Below are 19806 nucleotides of genomic sequence, written 5' to 3'. Positions count from 1 at the left end.
AATGTTAACTTACGAGGCCAGGAAAAGTAGGATAAATCCTACACTTTCCTTAAAATATACGGCATCAATTTATGCAACTAAATCTTACATGCACCGCCTTCACAACCATCGTCGCTTTCACTCGTTGCAATATCGTCTTGGATATCTTCAGCTCCGTCGCGAGTATTATGATAATAAAGTGTTTTTACGCCATATTTATATGCAGTTAATAAATCGGCTAAGAGTTGCTTCATTGGTACTTTATCGTTAGCAAACTTAGTTGGATCATAATTGGTGTTAGCAGAAATCGACTGATCGACAAATTTTTGCATAATACCAACTAGCTGTAAATAGCCATTGTTATTGGGTATTTGCCACAATAATTCATAAAAATTCTTTAGTGTTTCATATTCAGGGACAACTTGTTTTAAAATACCATCTTTTGATGCTTTAACGCTAATATAACCGCGTGGCGGCTCAATCCCATTAGTCGCATTAGAGATCTGTGATGAAGTTTCAGATGGCATTAACGCTGATAACGTTGAATTACGTAACCCGTGAGTTTTAATCGACTGACGTAGTGATTCCCAATCATAATTTAGTGTCGATTTCACAATATCATCTAGGTCACGCTTATAGGTATCAATCGGTAAAATACCTTGTGCATAAGTTGTTTCATTAAACAGTGGACAAGCACCTTTTTCGATTGCCAGTTCATTTGATGCTTTAAGTAAGTAATATTGCATCGCTTCAAATGTGCGGTGGGTTAAATTATTGGCACTACCATCAGAGTATTTAACGCCATGCTTGGCCAAATAATAAGCGTAGTTGATAACACCAATCCCTAAAGTACGACGATTCATTGATGATGTTTTCGCCGCTGCAATTGGATAATCTTGATAATCAAGTAATGCATCAAGCGCTCTTACCGCAAGTCTGGCTAATTCTTCAAAATCATCTAATGATTCAATTTTACCTAAATTAAAGGCTGAAAGCGTACACAGCGCAATCTCACCCGTTTCGTCATTGATATTACTGAGTGCTTTAGTGGGTAGTGCAATCTCCATACAGAGGTTAGATTGCCTTACAGGCGCAACCTCAGCATTAAATGGACTATGAGTATTACAGTGGTCAACATTTTGGATATAAATACGTCCGGTTGATGCGCGCTCTTGCATCAATAATGCAAAGAGCTCTACGGCTTTAACTTCACGTTTGCGAATAGTCACATCCGCTTCGTATTTGGTGTATAGCTCTTCAAATTTTGCTTGGTTAGCAAAGAATGCCTCATAAAGACCCGGTACATCAGAAGGGCTAAATAGGGTAATATTGCCGCCTTTTATTAAGCGTTGATACATCAATTTATTGATTTGTACCCCATAATCAAGATGACGGACGCGGTTTTCTTCAACGCCACGGTTATTGCGTAATACTAGCAGGTTTTCAACTTCTAAATGCCATAGTGGATAAAATACGGTTGCCGCGCCGCCACGAACCCCACCTTGAGAGCACGATTTAACGGCAGTTTGGAAGTATTTATAAAAAGGAATACAGCCAGTATGAAAGGCCTCGCCGCCACGAATCGGGCTACCGAGCGCTCTAATACGACCAGCATTTATACCAATTCCTGCTCGTTGTGAGACATATTTAACGATGGCGCTAGCTGTCGCATTGATTGAATCAAGATTGTCATCACACTCGATTAATACACATGAGCTAAATTGGCGTGTAGGAGTACGTACACCAGCCATAATTGGGGTTGGCAATGAAATTTTAAACGTTGAAATTGCATCATAAAAACGTTTAACATAGTCTAAGCGTGTTTCTTTAGGGTAATTGGCAAATAGACAGGCTGCAACAAGGATATATAAAAATTGCGCACTTTCATAAATTTTACCTGTAACACGGTTTTGAACTAAATATTTTCCCTCGAGTTGTTTTACTGCTGCGTAGGAAAAACTCATGTCACGCCAATGATCAATAAATTGATCCATTTGGTTAAATTCATCTTCGCTATAATCACTTAATAAATGCGCATCATAACGACCGTCATCGACTAATTTTTTAACATGTGAATATAATTTAGGCGGTTCAAATTGGCCGTAAGCTTTTTTACGTAAATGAAAGATCGCAAGGCGCGCAGCTAAATATTGATAATCTGGTGCATCTTGAGAGATTAAATCGGCAGCAGCACGGATAATTGTCTCATGAATATCGGCGGTACGAATGCCATCGTAAAACTGAATATGTGATTTAAGCTCTACTTGTGATACCGATACATTATTCAGTCCTTCTGCCGCCCAATCGATAACTCGGTGAATTTTATCAAGGTCGATTGGTTCTTTATTTCCATCGCGCTTGGTTACTAACAGTGATTTATTCATTACTTTTCTACCTACAATATGCACTACAAAGATGACGCATTATAATTGATTTTAAATAAAAAATACAATATATAGTATCTATTGATATTATTGCAACTATATATAGTGATAATGATATGTAAAATATTTTAATCATTAAAATTAACGAATAAATCTAATATTTAGTATTGAGGCAAATTTAGGCTTATGTTTTAATTAGCTAATCATCATCGGAGTAATCAATTATGGCATACCCTCGTGTTTATATCCTATTTATTGGTGGAGCAGCTGATAAAGAGCCATTTATATGGGGTAGCGCTAATTTACCTTTTCCTAAAATAAAGCCCCATTACACTATGGGTAAGCTAGCTAATCTTTTTCGTCATAATCTCGATCTAAAACTTGCTAATATAGCTGAAAAAAGTAACCAACGTTATGATGAATATTATAAAATTGATTATCTTAGTTATACTGACGTTTTCTTTGCTGAACTAAAAAATAATCCTCCTTCACATGTCACATCACTTACTAATTTACGTTACATAGATATTAAAAAAAACATCGGTAATAACACTAAAGTTTATATCGTGGGTCATAGCTTAGGAGGCTGGAATGGCGCACATTTGTCGGCTATTTTATCTAGGGCTGGCATACCAGTTGAGTGTTTAATCACTTTGGACCCAGTCGGAATAGGTAATCACGAAGTTCACTTTATCCAATCATGGGTAAAAAAAGCACAAATTTATACCTATGAACCGCAGCCAGTGAGCCAATGTTGGTTCAATATTCAAGCTAAACACCTTCATGTTGCTAAAAAGCAAGTATCCGGGTCGTTTGATGATTGGGTTGCATGGGCAGGTGGGCAGTGGCTAATTTACCGTACTTATTCAACAGTTGAGCAACAAATATGTGAAAAAACAAATTTTTCTCATAAAAAAGCGTTACAAATGTTCACTTACCGCACGGAATTAGGCTACACCGCCCATGATTATTTATTAAACTCCGTATTTAATGCAATAAAACAATAAATGAAGCTAATCAATTCTGTGTTATCTAAAAAAACCAATGGGTACAAATATATAATTAGGTTTTATCTATCAAATTTATTAAATATCCGCTAATATCTCTGCCATTATAAAAACAGTTAGGAATGATAAATGATTTCTGTTTATCAATTAAAATCACGTTTTCAATCGTTGTTACGTCCACTTGTTAAGAAGCTAAATGATTATTCTGTTACTGCCAATCAAATAACCTTAGCTGCGTGCTTTGGTTCTTTATTTGTTACATTCATTGTTATCTTCATTTTGCCGCATACGTGGATATTATGGCTAATTCCAATATGGATGTTTGTGCGTATGGCTCTCAATGCTATTGATGGCATGCTGGCCAAAGAGTTTGCACAAAAATCGAATTTAGGTGCTTATCTTAATGAACTATGCGATGTTATTTCTGATAGTTCGCTATTTATTATTTTGTTCTATTTACCAGATGCGTCTTGGATATTAGTTTTACTGCTTATTATTGGTGCATTTCTTACCGAATATGCAGGTGTTTTAGGTGTATTGGTTGGCGGTAGTAGACGCTACGATGGGCCAATGGGGAAAAGTGATCGTGCATTATTATTTGGTATTATCAGTGCTTGTCTCGCTTTAGGCTGGTTACCTGCTACTGCACTTAATATTGTACTAAGTATTATTCTTATTTTACTGATTTTAACTATTATAAATAGAGTTAAAACAGGCTTGTGTGAAACGTTACATTAAAAAATAAAAGAGGCTATCTATGCGTCAAGAACAACAAAAAATATTTACCAGCTATGATGGTACTACTATTTTTTATCGACATTGGCCCGTAGCTCAATTAGATCAAACAAAAAAGGCTATCATTTTGTTTCATCGAGGCCATGAGCATTCGGGGCGAATTGCGCATCTAGTTGATGAGTTAGAGCTTGATGATTTTGAATTTTTTGCTTGGGATGCAAGAGGCAATGGGCAATCTGGTGGCGAGCGTGGTGACGCGCAGAGTTTCGCGACATTAGTCAGAGATGCTCACGACTTTATCAAACATATTAAAAAAACTATTGCTTACAAGATCAAGATATTGCAATTATTGGGCAAAGTGTCGGTGCTGTTATCGCATCGACTCTTGTCCATGATTATGTGCCTAAAATTCGTGCTTTAATATTGGCATCACCCGCTTTTAGAATTAAATTATATGTCCCTTTTGCGATTCAAGGATTAGCTTTACTACATAATTTAAAAGGTAATTTTTTTGTTAATAGTTATGTTAAACCTAAATTATTGACACATGATTTAGCGAGGGTTGAATCATATAGTTCAGATCCGTTAATAACAAGGCCGATTTCTGTACGCGTATTGCTCGACTTATTTTCGACCTCTCAGCGAATTATAAAAGATGCCCAAGCCATACAAACACCAACACAGATTTTAGTTTCAGGCTCAGACTATGTTGTTCGTAAAAAACCACAAAAGCAATTTTTTGATAACCTTGGTACAACAAATAAAGAATACCATGTTTTATCTGGTTTTTATCATGACACGTTGGGTGAAAAAGATCGTAAAATAGCGATAAAACATATTCGCCGATTTATTTTAGCTAGTTTTGCTACCGAGCCGAAAACCTTATCCTTATTGCATGCAGATAAATCTGGATACACCTATGCAGAGGCTGATGCTTTAGCATCACCCGCGGCAAATATTTTTAAAAAGGTTTACTGGCAGAGTATTAGGGCCAGTTTGAAATATGCCAATAAATTATCTGATGGAATTACGCTCGGTTTTGATACTGGCTTTGATTCTGGTAGCACATTGGATTATGTCTATCGAAATCAACCATCAGGTGCAACAGCATTTGGACGTTTTCTCGATTTTAATTATTTACAATCGATAGGCTGGCGTGGAATTCGGCAGCGAAAAGTACACGTTGAAGAACTCTTGAAATGGGCCATTACGACCCAACAAAAAGAGCAAAATTTAGTTAATATTATTGATATTGCAGCAGGGCATGGACGTTATATTTTAGATACAATTAATCAATTAAAGCATCGACCAGATTCAGTTCTGCTAAGAGATTATGACCACAATAATGTCAACCAAGGCTTGGCCTTAATTGATGCCAAAGGGTTAAGTAATATTGTTCATTTTGAAAAAGGTGACGCATTTAATCGTCAAGAACTGGCCTCTTTGGATATTAAACCGACATTAGCGGTTGTATCTGGATTGTATGAACTTTTTAGTGATAACCAGATGGTAACGAATTCGTTATTAGGGCTTGCGGATATTATGGCCGATGGTGGTTACCTTATTTATACAGGGCAACCTTGGCACCCTCAACTCGAGTTTATTGCAAGAGTATTAACTAGCCATAGGGAAGGGCAAGCATGGGTCATGCGCCGGCGAACACAAATTGAAATGGATCAATTAGTTGAACAAGCAGGATTTAGAAAAATTGATATGCGCATAGATCAATGGGGTATCTTTACGGTTTCTATTGCTAAGCGAGTGAGATAATGTTTTTAACTAGAGAAAGAGGCCTTTGGTTTCGCTCAATACTGTATTTATTATTATTAACCCTTTTCTTTTTTTCTAGTTATGGCTTAGCTAATTGGTTCACATCACAACGAAGTGATGTAGGTATTGTCGTTTTCTCATGGGAAAAAATAATCCCTTTATGGTCTTGGACTATTATCCCCTATTGGTCAATTGATATTTTTTATGGATTAGCTATTTTGCTTGCACCAAGCGTATTTCAGTTAAATATTTTGGTGAAAAGGCTATTTTCCGCACAAGTTATTTGCATTACTTGTTTTTTGATATGGCCATTAATGTTCTCTTTTGAGCGCCCTGAGCTCGATGGTTATTCAGGTATGCTATTTGATCTATTAATGGGATTTGACAAGCCATTTAATCAAGCGCCTTCTTTACATATTACATTGCTTGTTATTTTATGGGTATTTTATGCAAAATACCTACACGGCATATGGCAATGGCTATTGCATATTTGGTTTTCTCTTATCGCAATATCGGTATTAACCACATGGCAACACCATTTTTTTGATGTGCCAACGGGGTTGCTGGTGGGAGCTTTCTGTATTTGGTTATGGCCAGCGCAAGGGGCTTCATTATTTTATCAAGCGCGTTACCCTAAACAGTGGTGTTGGGGAAGTATCTATTTAATTTTCACGGCCATCTTACTCACGATAACTTTGATGGTTGGTGCCAATGCGGTTTGGTTGCTCTGGCTAGCTTTAGCCCTTACCATCACCGCATTAAATTACTATTTTGTTGGAGCGAGGGGATTTCAAAAACAAGAGAATGGCCGCTTTACTATTATAGGCCGTTTCTTGTTACTACCTTACCAATTAATTATGTGGGGTAATTCTCGCCTTTGGACTCGCTGTGATGATGAGTTTAACCTTGTTTTTAACAAGGTATACTTGGGTCGTATTCCTAGCCGCAGTACATTAAAAAAACACCGTTTTAGCACGGTTGTTGATTTATGTGCAGAATTACCTATGCCAACATATTATGAGAACTATATCTTAGTTCCCGTGTTGGACATGGCTGCACCATCGTTAGATGAATGTCGCAAAGGTGTGGAGGCGATTAATACCGGATTGGCTCATGGCGATGTACTAGTTTGCTGTGCTTTAGGCTATTCTCGCAGTGCAACGATCATTCTGGCATGGTTACTATCCAACCGAATTGCAGAAAGCTTAGATGATGCAATTCAAATTTTAAAAAAAGCCAGACCAAACAGTGTAATCAATGCTAAACAAGTGATCATATTAAATCAATGGATAAGGTTATTAAATGGCGAAAACTACAGACATTAATCAAACGCGTTTTTTGGCAATGAGTTGTTTGTTACAGCAAGGTAAAAATATTGATATGACATCAACATTCATCGCAATTATAACGATTTTTTGCTGCTGCTGCTCGCTATTTCTGCAACTGCCTTTGGTGGCAATAATCGGTTTGCTTGGTATGATAAGTGTATTGTTATGGCTAATACAAAAATACTACGCAATGCGCATCGCTATTGATATGGAATTATTTTCTTATTTTGCACTACACTACCAATCAGCTGATGAGCGGGCTAACGAGTTAGACGATTTTTTGAATAATTTGGGATTAAAAAAACGATCGAATCAAAATTGGCTACAACGACAACAAGGCACGCTAAACCTACTCAAAAAACAAGTTATTTTTTTTATTGGTCAGGTGATGTTATTTTTTATGATCTTTGCTAGTCAGTTTTTAAATCTATAGCTAGTTTTATTCTAGGCAAAATCTAATTCACCTAGAATATTTTTAATTTGTGCTAAAATTACTGTTTATAATTTGCTAAGAAGCGACCAAAGCGATGAATTGCATCATCTAACTCGCCAGTGTGAGGTAGTGCGACAATGCGGACATGATCGGGTTTATGCCAATTAAAACCAGTACCTTGCACGAGTAGTACTTTTTCTTGTAGTAAAAAATCGAGTACTAATTTCTGGTCATTGTGTAGGTTGAATTTCTTCATGTCGAGTTTAGGGAATAAGTATAAAGCCCCTTTGGGTTTTGTACATGACACTCCAGGTATTTCGTTCAGTAATCGCCAGGCTAGCATGCATTGATCATATAAGCGCCCACCAGGTTTAATGAATTCATTAATACTTTGATAGCCGCCTAATGCTGCTTGAATGGCATGTTGTAATGGCACGTTTGCACATAAACGCATCGACGCCAACATATTTAAGCCTTCAATATAGCCTTTTACATGTTTTTTGGGACCACTGAGTGCCATCCAGCCTTGCCTAAAACCCGCTGCGCGGTAAGTTTTTGATAAACCGCTCATCGTAATAATAAATAGGTCGGGAGCCAATGCTGCAATAGAGTGATGGATGGCCTCATCATATAAAATTTTATCGTAAATTTCGTCAGCAAAAATAATTAGATTATTCTGGCGAGCAATTTCCGCAATTTCGAGTAAAATTTCTTTACTGTATACAGCCCCTGTTGGGTTGTTAGGATTAATGATAACGATCCCTTTAGTGTTGGGTGTTATTTTCTTTTTAATATCATCTAAATCGGGTTGCCAGTCTTGTTCTTCATCACAGATATAATGGGTTGCTTTGCCGCCAGATAAGCTAATCGCTGCTGTCCATAATGGATAATCTGGCATAGGTACTAATATTTCATCGCCAGCATTTAGCAGTGCTTGCATCGATTGCACAATTAATTCCGATACACCATTACCAATATAAATATCTTCGATATCAATGCTATAAATACCTCTAGCTTGATAATTTTGCATAATTGCTTTGCGCGCAGAGTAAAGTCCTTTTGAATCACTATACCCCTGAGATGTGGGTAAATTACGGATAACATCAACCAATAATTCATCTGGTGCTTCAAAGCCAAATGGGGCAGGGTTACCAATATTAAGCTTAAGAATTTTTTGACCTTCTTCTTCTAGCTTTTTCGCATAATCAAGAATAGGTCCACGAATATCGTAACACACGTGCTCTAATTTATTCGACTTTTCGAATGACACCATAATTATTGTCCTTTATTGAAATGATATCTTTATAACTTTTATTGATAAGCCAATCTACTCCTATTTAGATAATTTTTGAAGATGTTATTATAGTCAGCTTATAAATATTTTTAACTCGTATAAAATTTACGTGGAGAATCCAATGAAAACTATTTTGACTGTAATAGGTAAAGACCAAACGGGAATTATTGCTGGTATAAGTCAAAAGTTATATGAATTAAACATCAATATTTTAGATGTAACGCAAACTATTATGGACGAGTATTTTACCATGATTATGTTACTTGATTTAGCAAAAATTAGCGTTTCATTTGATGAGGTAAAAAATGCATTAATTGAAAAGGGCGATCAGCTTAAAGTAAAAGTAAATATTCAACGTGAAGAAATTTTTGATGCGATGCACCGCCTATAACCTTACAAAATAGAGCTCATAATGGAAACTAAACATATTTTAGAAACAATTAAAATGATCGAGGAAGAGAAACTTGATATCCGAACGATCACGATGGGGATTTCATTGCTTGACTGCATTGATAGCGATGGCGCAAAAGCGAGACAAAAAATTTATAATAAGATCACTCAATTAGCTGGAAACCTAGTTAAAGTTGGTGAGGATATCTCGTCTGAATTTGGTATTCCAATTATCAATAAGCGTATTTCTGTTACCCCTATTTCACTGATTGCTGGCGCCAGCGATGATAAAGACTACGTCGAGTTTGCCAAGACGCTTGATGCTGCTGCTAAAACGGTTGGTGTTAACTTTATCGGCGGCTTTTCTGCATTGGTACAAAAAGGGTTTCATAAGGGGGATCAAATTTTAATCGATTCCATTCCTCAAGCATTAGCGCAAACTGAGCGAGTGTGTTCGTCGGTTAATGTTGGCTCGACGCAAACCGGTATTAATATGGATGCAGTAAAGCGTATGGGTGAAATTATCAAACAAGCGGCCACGCTGACCGCTGATAATAGTAGCATGGCTTGCGCCAAACTAGTGGTATTTGCAAATGCAGTCGAAGATAACCCGTTTATGGCGGGAGCATTTCATGGCGTGGGTGAAGCTGATTGTGTCATTAATGTCGGTGTAAGCGGGCCAGGAGTTGTTAAACGAGCATTAGAGAAAGTCAAAGGTCAACCTTTTGATGTTGTTGCTGAAACAATCAAACAAACAGCCTTTAAAATTACGCGGATGGGACAATTGGTTGGTAAAGAAGCATCGGAACGCTTGGGAGTGCAGTTTGGTATTGTCGACTTATCTCTTGCACCCACTCCAGCAATTGGTGACTCTGTCGCGCATATTCTAGAAGAGATGGGACTTGAGGTTGTTGGGACTCATGGAACTACAGCGGCGCTCGCCATGTTAAACGATGCAGTTAAAAAAGGTGGTGTAATGGCATGCGGTCATGTTGGTGGATTAAGTGGCGCGTTTATTCCAGTATCAGAAGATGCGGGCATGATTGATGCGGTTAATAAAGGGGCATTGAACCTAGAAAAGTTAGAAGCGATGACCTGTGTTTGCTCCGTCGGTCTAGATATGATAGCTATCCCGGGGGATACGCCGGCTGAAACTATTTCAGCCATTATTGCGGATGAAGCGGCAATTGGGGTGATTAACCATAAAACGACCGCGGTGCGTATTATTCCAGCGGTTGGAATGACAGTAGGTGATAACGTTGAATTTGGTGGATTATTAGGGCATGCTCCAATTATGCCAGTTAATAAGTTTAGTTCTGCTGATTTTATTAAGCGCGGTGGGCGAATCCCCGCTCCAATTCATTCTTTTAAAAACTAATGAAATTTTAATAGGCTTAATCGCCATTAATTAATGGCGATTAAGCCTATATATTACTATAAGTAAAGTGAGTAGATGTTGTGAATAAAATTTTCGATTTAATTAATGAGTTTTTTGCTTTTTTAGCGCCGATTACTGATGCGGTTTGGGATTTTCCCACTAATATTGAGTGGTATAGTCGGATTCCTGTTTTAGGTCAGTTCTCTTTTCCTGTTATTTTATTAATTGGGGTGGGAATATACTTTACGATACGGACGCGTTTTATTCAACGACAAAGCTTTTTGCCAGCAATAAAAATAATGTTAGCCAGACAGCCCTCTAAGCAAGGGGTAAGTGCTGTAGGGTCGTTTATGCTTGGTTTAGCAATGCGAGCAGGTCCTGGCAATATTGTTGGGATAACGGGTGCGATTTCAATTGGTGGGCCTGGGGCCTTATTTTGGATGTGGGTTGCTGCATTTTTTGGTATGGCATCGGCCTTTACTGAATCAGTGCTTGCTCAGCTATTTAAAGAGAAAAAGGGAGATGAGTTTGTCGGTGGATTACCTTTTTATGGTAAACGGATCTTAGGCAATAAACGGTTTATCGGTTTATTTTTATCATTTGTCTTTATTCTCTACGCGTTATTTAATATTCCCGCGCAAACATTTAATGTTTTTTCGGCTATTGGCGCGATAGCGGAGGCATCGACGGGTGAACAATATAGTCATCAATCAAACTTGTACTACATTATCGCGGTGATACTCGTTATTGTATGCGCATTCATTATCTTTGGTGGTATTCGTCGAGTAGTTGCATATTCTGATGTATTAGTCCCTATTAAAGCCGTCATCTTTGTGGGTATGTCTATTATTATTATTCTGATTAATTTTCCCTTGATTCCGTATTTTTTCCATGAAGTGGTTGTCGGCGCATTTTTGCCGCATGCTATTTTTGGTGGCACCATTGGTACTGCTCTTGCTCAAGGGGTTAAAAGGGGTTTAATGTCCAATGAGGCAGGGCAAGGTACCATAACCATGGCTGCAGCAGTTGCCGATAACCGCCATCCTTGTGAACAGGGGCTGGTGCAAAGTTTTGGCGTATTTTTTGACACGATGGTTATTTGTACTATGACAGGGTTTATTGTCGTTATGGCGCATGTTTGGACCGGATCGGTTGACGGTGTTGTGTGGGAATCTGTTAGAGCGTCAAAAATTATGCTATACCTAAGCTCGGTGGAAGCTTTAGTGCCAACCTCGATTGCAGCGATAGTCGAGATTATTATGTGTGCCTGTTATGGTTTATTTGCATTTACAACTTTGCTTGGTATGATCTCATTTGCTGAGATTTCAGCTAATTTTATCTCTAAAAAGCAGAGCTTTATTTTAGGGATCCGTACTCTTGGTTCGTTAGTTTTTGTGCCATTTGGGATTTTGACAATTCTAGCTGGTCTTGAATTAGGTAATTTATGGTATATATCTGATTTAATGAATATTATTATGGTCTATCTAAATATTCCGCTATTGCTATTAGGTTTGCCATTTGTGCTTAAAGCGCTTGAGCATTATCGTAAGCATAAAGCGACACCATTTGATTCTAAGCAGTATGGATTTGTTACTGAATGTTGGGATGGCAAAGAGAATAGTAAATAACTAATATTTAAACCAATATATTGAGAAAGACAAAGTGGGGGATATTAATCCCCATTTTTTCATTATAATAGTGCCTTGCGATAAAATATTAACGAAATCAAACCTATCTTAATAGATTGTTAACTTATAGTATAATAGGACAATGTATGCAGTTATCGATTGCATTAAGCCATTTCGACATGAAAAGGATGTATCATGAAATTCAAGCCCTTTTATCTTATTCTTGCATTAATTATAATCGCTGGTGTGGTTCTATTTAACAGCTATAACACAATTCAATCTGATGATGAAAAAGTAACCGCCTCATGGTCTGAAGTAATTAATCAGTATCAACGGCGGGCAGACTTAGTACCTAATTTGGTGAGTACAGTTAAAGGCTATACTGATCATGAAAAAAATATATTAATTGAAGTTACTGAAGCGAGAGCAAAGGTTGGCTCGATTCAAGTTAATTCTGATCAGCTAACTGACCCTATTGTAATGGCGAAGTTCCAGCAAGCTCAACAGCAATTAAGCTCTTCTCTAAGCCGTTTACTCGCAGTAAGCGAAAATTACCCTGAGTTAAAAGCAAGTTCATTATACCAAGATTTAATGGTTCAGCTAGAAGGTACTGAGAACCGAATCGCGGTCGCGCGTGGTCGTTATATTCAAGCTATCCAAAACTATAATAGCTATATTCGCCGTTTACCCGGTAAGTTGATTGCCAATTATTATGACCTAGCATCAAAAGCCCAATTCACGGTAGAAAATGAAAAACAAATTTCAACCGCGCCAATCGTTAAATTTAACTAGCTATTATCTTATGCGCTTTGTACTATTATGGTTTATTGGTTGCCTGTTTATTTCTTATCAAGTGTTGGCTATGGTTGGAGTACCAGCTTATTCTCAACGAGTTGTTGATACCACTAATACTTTAACTGATAAGCAAATTGAACAACTTGATAAAACGCTACGTAATTATGAAAGTACACAAGATACTGGTTCACAAATAGCCATATTGTTAGTACCAACTTTAGATAACGAGCCGATCGAGCAGTTTGCTGATCGTGTGTTTAAGCTTTGGCAAATAGGAAAAAAAGGTAACGATAACGGTATTTTATTTGTCATAGCTAAAAATGATCGGCAAGTTAGGATTGAAGTGGGCTATGGCTTGGAAGGTTATCTAACGGACTTAGCTGCTAAACATATTATCGAACACGATTTTATTCCTGCATTAAAGCAGAATAGTTATTATCATGGTATTAATGATGCGTTAACATCAATAATCAGTATGTTAGCTAAAATTGATGATAGCGCGTCTTTTTTACAGCAAAGCCCAAATAATATGCAACATGAATGGCGCGTAGGAGATGTGTTGAGCAGCCCTTTTGGTATGAAATTGCTTCATTATAGCATTGCCTCTTATGTTATCTGCCTGTTGGTTGTGAATCTATTTTTATTTAAATGGCTAAAAAAATCAAAAGGTAGAAAGCATTTTGCTATTGGTATATTAAATGGATGTTCTGCGGGTAGTTATACTTTATTAGAAGGGTTTTCTATTTCAGTTGTATTGTCGGTTTTATTTTTAGTATTTGTTGCTTCCACTATTTTATCTGCATTACCTTCTAAAAATGATACTCCTCGCGGAGGGCGTGGCAAGGGTGGCAACGGTTTTGGGGGTGGGTTTAGTTCTCGTGGTCGATTTGGCGGCGGAGGAGGTGGTCGAAGTGGTGGTGGCGGCGCATCGGGACGCTGGTAGGATTAAATGATCATTTTGGTTATATTTAAATTTATTAGACCGATTTAATTTAAAGCCTATCGTTGTAAATTTGAATAAAAAATACTGACATATCGTATACAAGAATTAGTTATAAATTTTGATATGCTTCAAACTTTATTGTTTTTAACATTAAAATCTGGAGCGGGAAACGAGGTTCGAACTCGCGACCTCAACCTTGGCAAGGTTGCGCTCTACCAACTGAGCTATTCCCGCATAGAGATTTGACATATAAATGGTGCCCGGGGCGAGACTTGAACTCGCACGGCCAAAAGGCCGAGGGATTTTAAATCCCTTGTGTCTACCGATTTCACCACCCGGGCTCAAAACAATTACTTTAAAGTAATTCATTTTGAATGTGTGCATTTTACCCATCTTATTTATGCAGTCAATCAAAATTTTAAATAAACAGTTTGATTGGTTAATGTTTAGTTAGTTTTTCGCGATAACTGAAACTAAAGGACTTGGCTAACCATTTTAGTTTATTTATATCCTTGTCCCATTATATAATCTGCGCCATAAGTGTTTTTGACCTCATTTTCTAAAAAGCTCATTTTGTTTCCTGGGAATCTAACATTTCTGACACTTTTATCATCAAGTTTATTAGCTGCACCATAGCCTATTCCATAATAGTTACCTTGACTATTTAAATAATATAAATTTTCTTTTCCACCATCGATTCTAATTAATTCTCCATTAATCGTTCGTGATGTTACGCTTGAACCATAGATGTAATATGGGTCATTACTGCCATTAGAGCCCCAAGTATAAATATGATTGCTATCATTATTTTTGATCGCAACTGACCCTGCGAACCGGCAATAGAGTTCTTTCACATTAGTAAGAATTTCTACAGGAGTTGCCGTACGAGACGTCGTGTCAGCATAGTGTTTACCTCGCCCTAGCTTAGCTTCCTCGCCAATTCCATACACCTTACCTTCAGTAGTTAAATATTGGGTATACGCTTCACCACCACAAATATGCGTAATGTTTCGCCCAACGTCACTGGGAATATTTAGTTTTTTGGGTGTTTTAACATAAATATGATTAGCTTTGTTGCTGTAACCAAAAGAATTTGCTTGTTCATCTCCCCAGCCAAAAACCTCGCCATCTTCATTGATAGCATAAGCACCTTCGTAAGCCGCACCAAGCAGTACCACTTTTCTATTATTAAAATAAGATTGTGGAATTTTATATAAGTTATTAACGCTATGTAGTCCACCATTACCTACCTGACCGTAAATACCATGACCCCAAGCATAAACATCACCACCTTTTGTTAATGCATATGAAACATATTCACCCGCACCAATTTGAATAACCTTTTGGTCTTTTAGAATACGACATGGGGTATTTACATATCCCGCACTGCAAACACCGGCTCCTGCCTCGTGATAACCATTTTGCCCCCATCCCCATACATCACCGTTACTATCTAAGGCAATTAAATGGTAAGCTCCTCCCGTAACATGGGTAATCTTTAATCCATTTTGTACAAAACTCATTACTCTTGCAGGAGCTAAGGAGGTGGGGTGTACATCTGTCCGACCATTACCTTGTTGGCCTGAGTTTCTAAATCCCCAAATCCATACATCACCATTTTCGATTGTTACGCCTGTATCTACTGCATGTACTCTAGATGCGTTACTGCCGCCAGCAGTTATTTTTTTACTTAATAATACCGCATCAGTTTGTGCATAGGCACTCGTGATCAATAAATTTATCAGCAACAAAGGAATGACTTTTCGTATCATTTTATATCTCCTTGTTTAATTAGTGCTTAATAAGAGCACCACTTCAGGCTCAATTATATAGTTAGATAGATCCATTAATAGTTTTGGTAATGAGTTTTGGTATAAAATATTTTTTATTTTTATTCATATGCCTAGTGATGTTATTTACCAAATCTTGTTTCATACTTTATCGGGTGCAACTAACAAGCAAATCATTCCTATTTCTTATAATTTAATCGCATTAAATGTGCTTCTATGCAATGCACATAAGGTTCTGTGTCGTTGTCGCTAATTATTGCTACATATTATGTCTTATTAATTTATATATAAAATCTGGCTAGTGATAATTATGTAACTTAAACTAATGGCAACCCCATAAGGAATTGTTGTTTTAGTTTTGGTGCGTATTTTTTTTATTAAGGCAATTAATGCCAAAGGGATTCCTAATAATGCCATAATCACAAGGAAATCCGAAATTTCATTACTCGGTATTGATAGTAATAATACGCTAATTAATTTAACATCCCCAGCACCTACGGCTCCTATATAGAACAAGACAATCCCAATGACTAGAGCAATAATGGCACTAAAATAGGATAATTCAGCATGCCCTAAAAAATAGTTAAGTAATATGATGATTAATAAAACTATTACTTGCTTGTTTGATATTATTCGGTAACGAATATCAGAATAACAAATGGTTATTAATACTAGCCAAATTGCGTAAAAGCCTAAACTATTCCAGGTTGTCATTTCAGTTTATTTATATCCTCTTGTCCTATTATATAATCTTGTCCATAAACCTCTTTTACTGCATCGTCTAAAAAGTCTATTCTTTTTCCTGGCCAATCAATATTTGTATTACTGTGATGAGCAAATTTATTACCACCACCATAGCCAACGCCATAATATTCACCGTTATCATTTAAATAATATAAATTGTCCTTTCCACCATCAAGTCGGACTAATTTGCCATTAATTATGCGTTTTTGCGGAGTTGACCCATAGATAAAATATGGGTCATTACTGCCGTTGGAGCCCCAAGTATAAATATGAGTACTATCATTATTTCTAACTGCAGTCGAGCCAGCGTATCGACAATAAAGGTCTTGTACATCAGACATGATTTTTACTGGTGTAGCAGTGCGTTCGTGAGAAGAGGGCGAAACGCCTTGCCCAATTCTAGACAGTTCGCCGATTCCGTATACATCGCCATTTTCTGTTAGATATTCGGTAAAACCTTCTCCCCCACAAATATAGGTAATATTCTTTCCATCAATCGAAATATTTAGTTTTTTAGGTGTTAAGACGGAACGTTGATATACTGGGGTGGTATCATAGCCAAAAGAGTTTGCTTGTTCATCACCCCATCCAAAAATCTCACCATCTTTATTAATAGCATAACCGCCTTCGTAAGCTGCACCAATTAGCACTACTTTTTTATTATTAAAATAATTTTGCGGGATCTGATATACATTATTTGTTGCCTTTAGCGTACCATTACCAACTTCACCGTGTGAGCTATGTCCCCACGTATAGACCTCGCCATTTTTAGTTAGTGCATAGGAGACATATTCACCGGCATGAATTTGAATAACGTCTTTTCCTTGCAAAACTTGACATGGACTATTCGTGGTTGCTTTAGAGCCGCATTGTCCGCCATCAGCTTGATTATAACCATTGTGTCCCCAGCCCCACACGTCGCCATTCATATCTAAGGCAATAAAATGCTGCACACCTCCTGCGATTTGAATGATTTTTTTTCCTTGGCTTACAAAATATGACACTCTTTCAGGCTTATCCCATTCAAGTAAAAAATATTGATTACCAGAAATACCGCCATCTCGGTATCCCCAAACCCATACATCGCCATTTTCGATAATTGCACCACTATTTACGGTATTTGTTCTTGATGAGCTACCACCAGCCGAGGCGGTTTTTGTACTTAATAAGGTGGCATCAGTTCGTGCATATGCACCAGTGATAAATAAATTTATCAGTAAAAAAGAGAGTAATTTTTGTATCATTCTATACCTCCTTAGTTCATTAGTGTTTAATAAATACACCTGTTTCAGACTCAATAATATATTTAGAGATATCAAACAATGATTGATAATCGGTTGCAATATACAAATACTGTTTATTTTTATTCATACATTTAGTAAACCATTTGCCAAATTCTGCTTCGTAATCGGCATCATTTGCTAGCGCTGTCGATTTTGGTGCCAACTTTATATAGTATATCGCTGCAGAGTCTGCTGCTTTATCAATATAACCCTGCTGTTCAAATATAGGTGAGGTTAAACCATTGGTGATCACTTGGCAGACTCCTTGATCAAGGAAATTATCCCTGAGTGTGTCTGCACCAGCATCATCTTTACCATCGCTGATAATAATAACCACTTTGTGCGGGCTGCGACCTTTAGCAAACACGGGTACAGCCCTTAGCAAGGCGGTCATTGTATCGGTCCCTCCACCAGGTCGCCATTTATTGCCGTTTATGTAACTAGCTAGCTGAGCACTATTATTATTATTTAGGTCAAATGGTATTAAACGGAGTGAATCGTCAAATGTTACCATAGCTCCTGCCGTCTTAGCTAATGTCGCATTAGGGTTATTTTTATTATAGCCAGCCATTATTTTATTATTATAAATTGGAGACAAACACATGCCCATAAAAGGCGAAAATTCAGCCATTGCAGGTGCGATAGGTTTCGTGAACGTTATTGTGTTGCCTTGCATATCACTAAATAGCGTATCTAATGTTCCCTGTATGTCGACAGTTTGTGCGTTTGCAAACGAATAATGTGCGTCATAATCGCCTGAATACATATAATCGTATAGTTGTACCATTTTCGCATATTGGTTCGTGACAATATTGCGATTACTTGAGTTTAATGGATAATCACTTTCGCTTACGCCACAACCATACATCGATTCTCCTAAAACAACGCTTTCTAGCATGTGTTTTTTGGTACAAAGACCGCTGCTTACTAATTCAGCGTCACTTTTATAGTTTAATGCTGGCCCCACAATTTGTTGATAATAGTAGTAGCGGTAATAATCAAGGTAATAAAAAATCATGTTGCGGTACTGGTTAAAATAATCAAAGGTCAAATAATTATTAATGACACCTTGCTGCTTCAATTTTAGCCATTCGCCATACAAAATACTCTTATTAGCCCAGAAATTATAATCAAGTCCAGCATAAGGATCTTTTAGTTTATAAAGCACAGAGCAGGAGTAGCTGTTACCACCAGCTTGATTTTTTTGATCGTTTTTTACTGGCACGCCAATATCATACGGAATAAAAGCAAAATTAATTGCCGAATAGGGGGCAAAAAGGTTAATTATTCCTCCAATTGCTGTACGCATATAATCTAATCGGCGATCTCCATAAAATTCGATGCTGTCTTCATTGCATGCTATATTATTATAATTGCAGGTGGCTGAACTTGAAAAGTCAGCTACAAAGCCGATGTCAATAGGGGCTAGTACATTACTTTTTCTCGTATTACCAAAACTTTCTTTTTTGTTACCAACAGCAATTGAAGTACCTAATTTTCCCAATGTATTCATTCTGATTAGTGCGTTTACGTCTCGTTGATACGATACATAATACTCTTTGTCTGTGGAGTTATATGTCACACCAATTTTTGCGCCATTGTTTGCATCCTCGATCTTTCTGGTTAAATAATAATTCATATAACTTAATGCTAGCTTTTCATTTTTATCTATATCCCCAACTGTTGCGTTTTTATTATTTACTGCAACAATGGCTAATGATGCTTCATTACTAGCCTCAGATATTTGGGCTCTTGATTTCAATACATATGCATTGTTGAGCGAAACAACAAAACAAATAAAGATAAGTGACGACATAATTGCGAATGCAACAATAATGCTACCAGCGTTATTGTTAATAAATGTTAATATCAATTTTTTATATATAGTTAGTAGTCTATTCGATATTTTCATAGCGCCTGCTTAT

Annotated in this window: 17 protein-coding genes and 2 tRNA genes; 11 read left to right on the top strand and 8 right to left on the bottom strand. The window is 37.2% G+C overall.

The features are described from left to right. Positions 1–77: 77 nt before the first annotated feature. The gene (gene nrdA / locus RHO12_06835; protein WVD65106.1) at positions 78–2363 is read right to left on the bottom strand and encodes a class 1a ribonucleoside-diphosphate reductase subunit alpha; all 2286 of its coding nucleotides are present in this window, start codon (positions 2361–2363) and stop codon (positions 78–80) included. Positions 2364–2587: 224 nt separating this feature from the next. Between nrdA and RHO12_06830 the strand changes: the two genes are divergently transcribed. The 6 genes from RHO12_06830 to RHO12_06805 all read left to right on the top strand — a co-directional run bounded on the left by RHO12_06830 (position 2588) and on the right by RHO12_06805 (position 7636). After that, complete coding sequence (locus RHO12_06830; GenBank protein WVD65105.1) at positions 2588–3370, top strand: hypothetical protein; 783 nt, start codon at positions 2588–2590, stop codon at positions 3368–3370. Positions 3371–3499: 129 nt separating this feature from the next. Then, entirely contained in the window at positions 3500–4108 is a 609-nt protein-coding gene (locus RHO12_06825) for a CDP-alcohol phosphatidyltransferase family protein (GenBank protein WVD65104.1), read from the top strand. Positions 4109–4127: 19 nt separating this feature from the next. Further along, positions 4128–4526, top strand: coding sequence for an alpha/beta hydrolase (locus RHO12_06820; protein ID WVD65103.1), 399 nt, complete (start codon positions 4128–4130; stop codon positions 4524–4526). Next, positions 4445–5875, top strand: coding sequence for a class I SAM-dependent methyltransferase family protein (locus RHO12_06815; protein WVD67384.1), 1431 nt, complete (start codon positions 4445–4447; stop codon positions 5873–5875). Before RHO12_06820 ends, RHO12_06815 begins: the two co-directional genes overlap by 82 nt. Continuing rightward, the gene (locus RHO12_06810; protein WVD65102.1) at positions 5875–7200 is read left to right on the top strand and encodes a phosphatase PAP2/dual specificity phosphatase family protein; all 1326 of its coding nucleotides are present in this window, start codon (positions 5875–5877) and stop codon (positions 7198–7200) included. Before RHO12_06815 ends, RHO12_06810 begins: the two co-directional genes overlap by 1 nt. After that, positions 7178–7636 (top strand): hypothetical protein, encoded by a 459-nt coding sequence (locus tag RHO12_06805; protein ID WVD65101.1) that lies wholly within the window; start codon positions 7178–7180, stop codon positions 7634–7636. Before RHO12_06810 ends, RHO12_06805 begins: the two co-directional genes overlap by 23 nt. Positions 7637–7694: 58 nt before the next feature. Here the strand turns inward: RHO12_06805 and RHO12_06800 are convergent, their stop codons facing one another. Then, positions 7695–8906: a pyridoxal phosphate-dependent aminotransferase gene (locus tag RHO12_06800; GenBank protein WVD67383.1), complete on the bottom strand. Its 1212-nt coding sequence runs from the start codon at positions 8904–8906 to the stop codon at positions 7695–7697. Positions 8907–9051: 145 nt separating this feature from the next. Here RHO12_06800 and RHO12_06795 point away from each other — a divergent pair, with 145 nt between their 5' ends. From RHO12_06795 to RHO12_06775, 5 genes are all read left to right on the top strand, one after another. After that, positions 9052–9321, top strand: coding sequence for an ACT domain-containing protein (locus RHO12_06795; protein ID WVD65100.1), 270 nt, complete (start codon positions 9052–9054; stop codon positions 9319–9321). A 21-nt stretch (positions 9322–9342) separates the two neighbouring features. Then, the gene (locus tag RHO12_06790; GenBank protein ID WVD65099.1) at positions 9343–10698 is read left to right on the top strand and encodes a PFL family protein; all 1356 of its coding nucleotides are present in this window, start codon (positions 9343–9345) and stop codon (positions 10696–10698) included. 80 nt (positions 10699–10778) lie between these two features. Then, the gene (locus RHO12_06785; GenBank protein ID WVD65098.1) at positions 10779–12326 is read left to right on the top strand and encodes an amino acid carrier protein; all 1548 of its coding nucleotides are present in this window, start codon (positions 10779–10781) and stop codon (positions 12324–12326) included. Between the two features lie 195 nt (positions 12327–12521). Further along, positions 12522–13118: a LemA family protein gene (locus tag RHO12_06780; GenBank protein WVD65097.1), complete on the top strand. Its 597-nt coding sequence runs from the start codon at positions 12522–12524 to the stop codon at positions 13116–13118. Beyond that, a complete protein-coding gene (locus tag RHO12_06775; GenBank protein WVD65096.1) occupies positions 13075–14064 on the top strand; it encodes a TPM domain-containing protein in 990 nt (329 codons plus the stop codon). The genes RHO12_06780 and RHO12_06775 overlap by 44 nt, the downstream gene beginning before the upstream one ends. Positions 14065–14222: 158 nt before the next feature. Here the strand turns inward: RHO12_06775 and RHO12_06770 are convergent. The 6 genes from RHO12_06770 to RHO12_06745 form a co-directional block, all read right to left on the bottom strand. Further along, a tRNA-Gly gene (locus RHO12_06770) sits at positions 14223–14298 on the bottom strand. A gap of 20 nt (positions 14299–14318) precedes the next feature. After that, a tRNA-Leu gene (locus RHO12_06765) sits at positions 14319–14405 on the bottom strand. A 159-nt stretch (positions 14406–14564) separates the two neighbouring features. Further along, the gene (locus RHO12_06760) at positions 14565–15836 is read right to left on the bottom strand and encodes a hypothetical protein (protein ID WVD65095.1); all 1272 of its coding nucleotides are present in this window, start codon (positions 15834–15836) and stop codon (positions 14565–14567) included. 294 nt (positions 15837–16130) lie between these two features. Further along, positions 16131–16568, bottom strand: a complete 438-nt coding sequence (locus RHO12_06755; protein ID WVD65094.1) for a prepilin peptidase — start codon at positions 16566–16568, stop codon at positions 16131–16133. Further along, positions 16565–17842 (bottom strand): hypothetical protein, encoded by a 1278-nt coding sequence (locus RHO12_06750; protein ID WVD65093.1) that lies wholly within the window; start codon positions 17840–17842, stop codon positions 16565–16567. Before RHO12_06750 ends, RHO12_06755 begins: the two co-directional genes overlap by 4 nt. A gap of 19 nt (positions 17843–17861) precedes the next feature. Further along, on the bottom strand, positions 17862–19793 hold the full coding sequence (locus tag RHO12_06745; protein ID WVD65092.1) for a VWA domain-containing protein: 1932 nt from the start codon (positions 19791–19793) through the stop codon (positions 17862–17864). Positions 19794–19806 lie beyond the last annotated feature (13 nt).

The organism is Orbaceae bacterium lpD02, from assembly GCA_036251875.1.
Taxonomy (GTDB): domain Bacteria; phylum Pseudomonadota; class Gammaproteobacteria; order Enterobacterales; family Orbaceae; genus Orbus; species Orbus sturtevantii.
The sequence above is the reverse complement of the archived record's forward strand: the minus strand, read 5'-3'. Positions and strand labels throughout refer to the sequence as shown.

Excerpts from the sequence above, each read along its gene's own strand:
- RHO12_06775 (WVD65096.1), top strand. The coding sequence starts at position 13,075 with ATGAAAAACAAATTTCAACCGCGCCAATCGTTAAATTTAACTAGCTAT.
- RHO12_06750 (WVD65093.1), bottom strand. The coding sequence starts at position 17,842 with ATGATACAAAAATTACTCTCTTTTTTACTGATAAATTTATTTATCACT.
- RHO12_06810 (WVD65102.1), top strand. The coding sequence starts at position 5,875 with ATGTTTTTAACTAGAGAAAGAGGCCTTTGGTTTCGCTCAATACTGTAT.
- RHO12_06755 (WVD65094.1), bottom strand. The coding sequence starts at position 16,568 with ATGACAACCTGGAATAGTTTAGGCTTTTACGCAATTTGGCTAGTATTA.
- RHO12_06825 (WVD65104.1), top strand. The coding sequence starts at position 3,500 with ATGATTTCTGTTTATCAATTAAAATCACGTTTTCAATCGTTGTTACGT.
- RHO12_06745 (WVD65092.1), bottom strand. The coding sequence starts at position 19,793 with ATGAAAATATCGAATAGACTACTAACTATATATAAAAAATTGATATTA.
- RHO12_06780 (WVD65097.1), top strand. The coding sequence starts at position 12,522 with ATGAAATTCAAGCCCTTTTATCTTATTCTTGCATTAATTATAATCGCT.
- RHO12_06760 (WVD65095.1), bottom strand. The coding sequence starts at position 15,836 with ATGATACGAAAAGTCATTCCTTTGTTGCTGATAAATTTATTGATCACG.
- RHO12_06795 (WVD65100.1), top strand. The coding sequence starts at position 9,052 with ATGAAAACTATTTTGACTGTAATAGGTAAAGACCAAACGGGAATTATT.
- RHO12_06805 (WVD65101.1), top strand. The coding sequence starts at position 7,178 with ATGGCGAAAACTACAGACATTAATCAAACGCGTTTTTTGGCAATGAGT.
- RHO12_06790 (WVD65099.1), top strand. The coding sequence starts at position 9,343 with ATGGAAACTAAACATATTTTAGAAACAATTAAAATGATCGAGGAAGAG.
- nrdA (WVD65106.1), bottom strand. The coding sequence starts at position 2,363 with ATGAATAAATCACTGTTAGTAACCAAGCGCGATGGAAATAAAGAACCA.
- RHO12_06820 (WVD65103.1), top strand. The coding sequence starts at position 4,128 with ATGCGTCAAGAACAACAAAAAATATTTACCAGCTATGATGGTACTACT.
- RHO12_06830 (WVD65105.1), top strand. The coding sequence starts at position 2,588 with ATGGCATACCCTCGTGTTTATATCCTATTTATTGGTGGAGCAGCTGAT.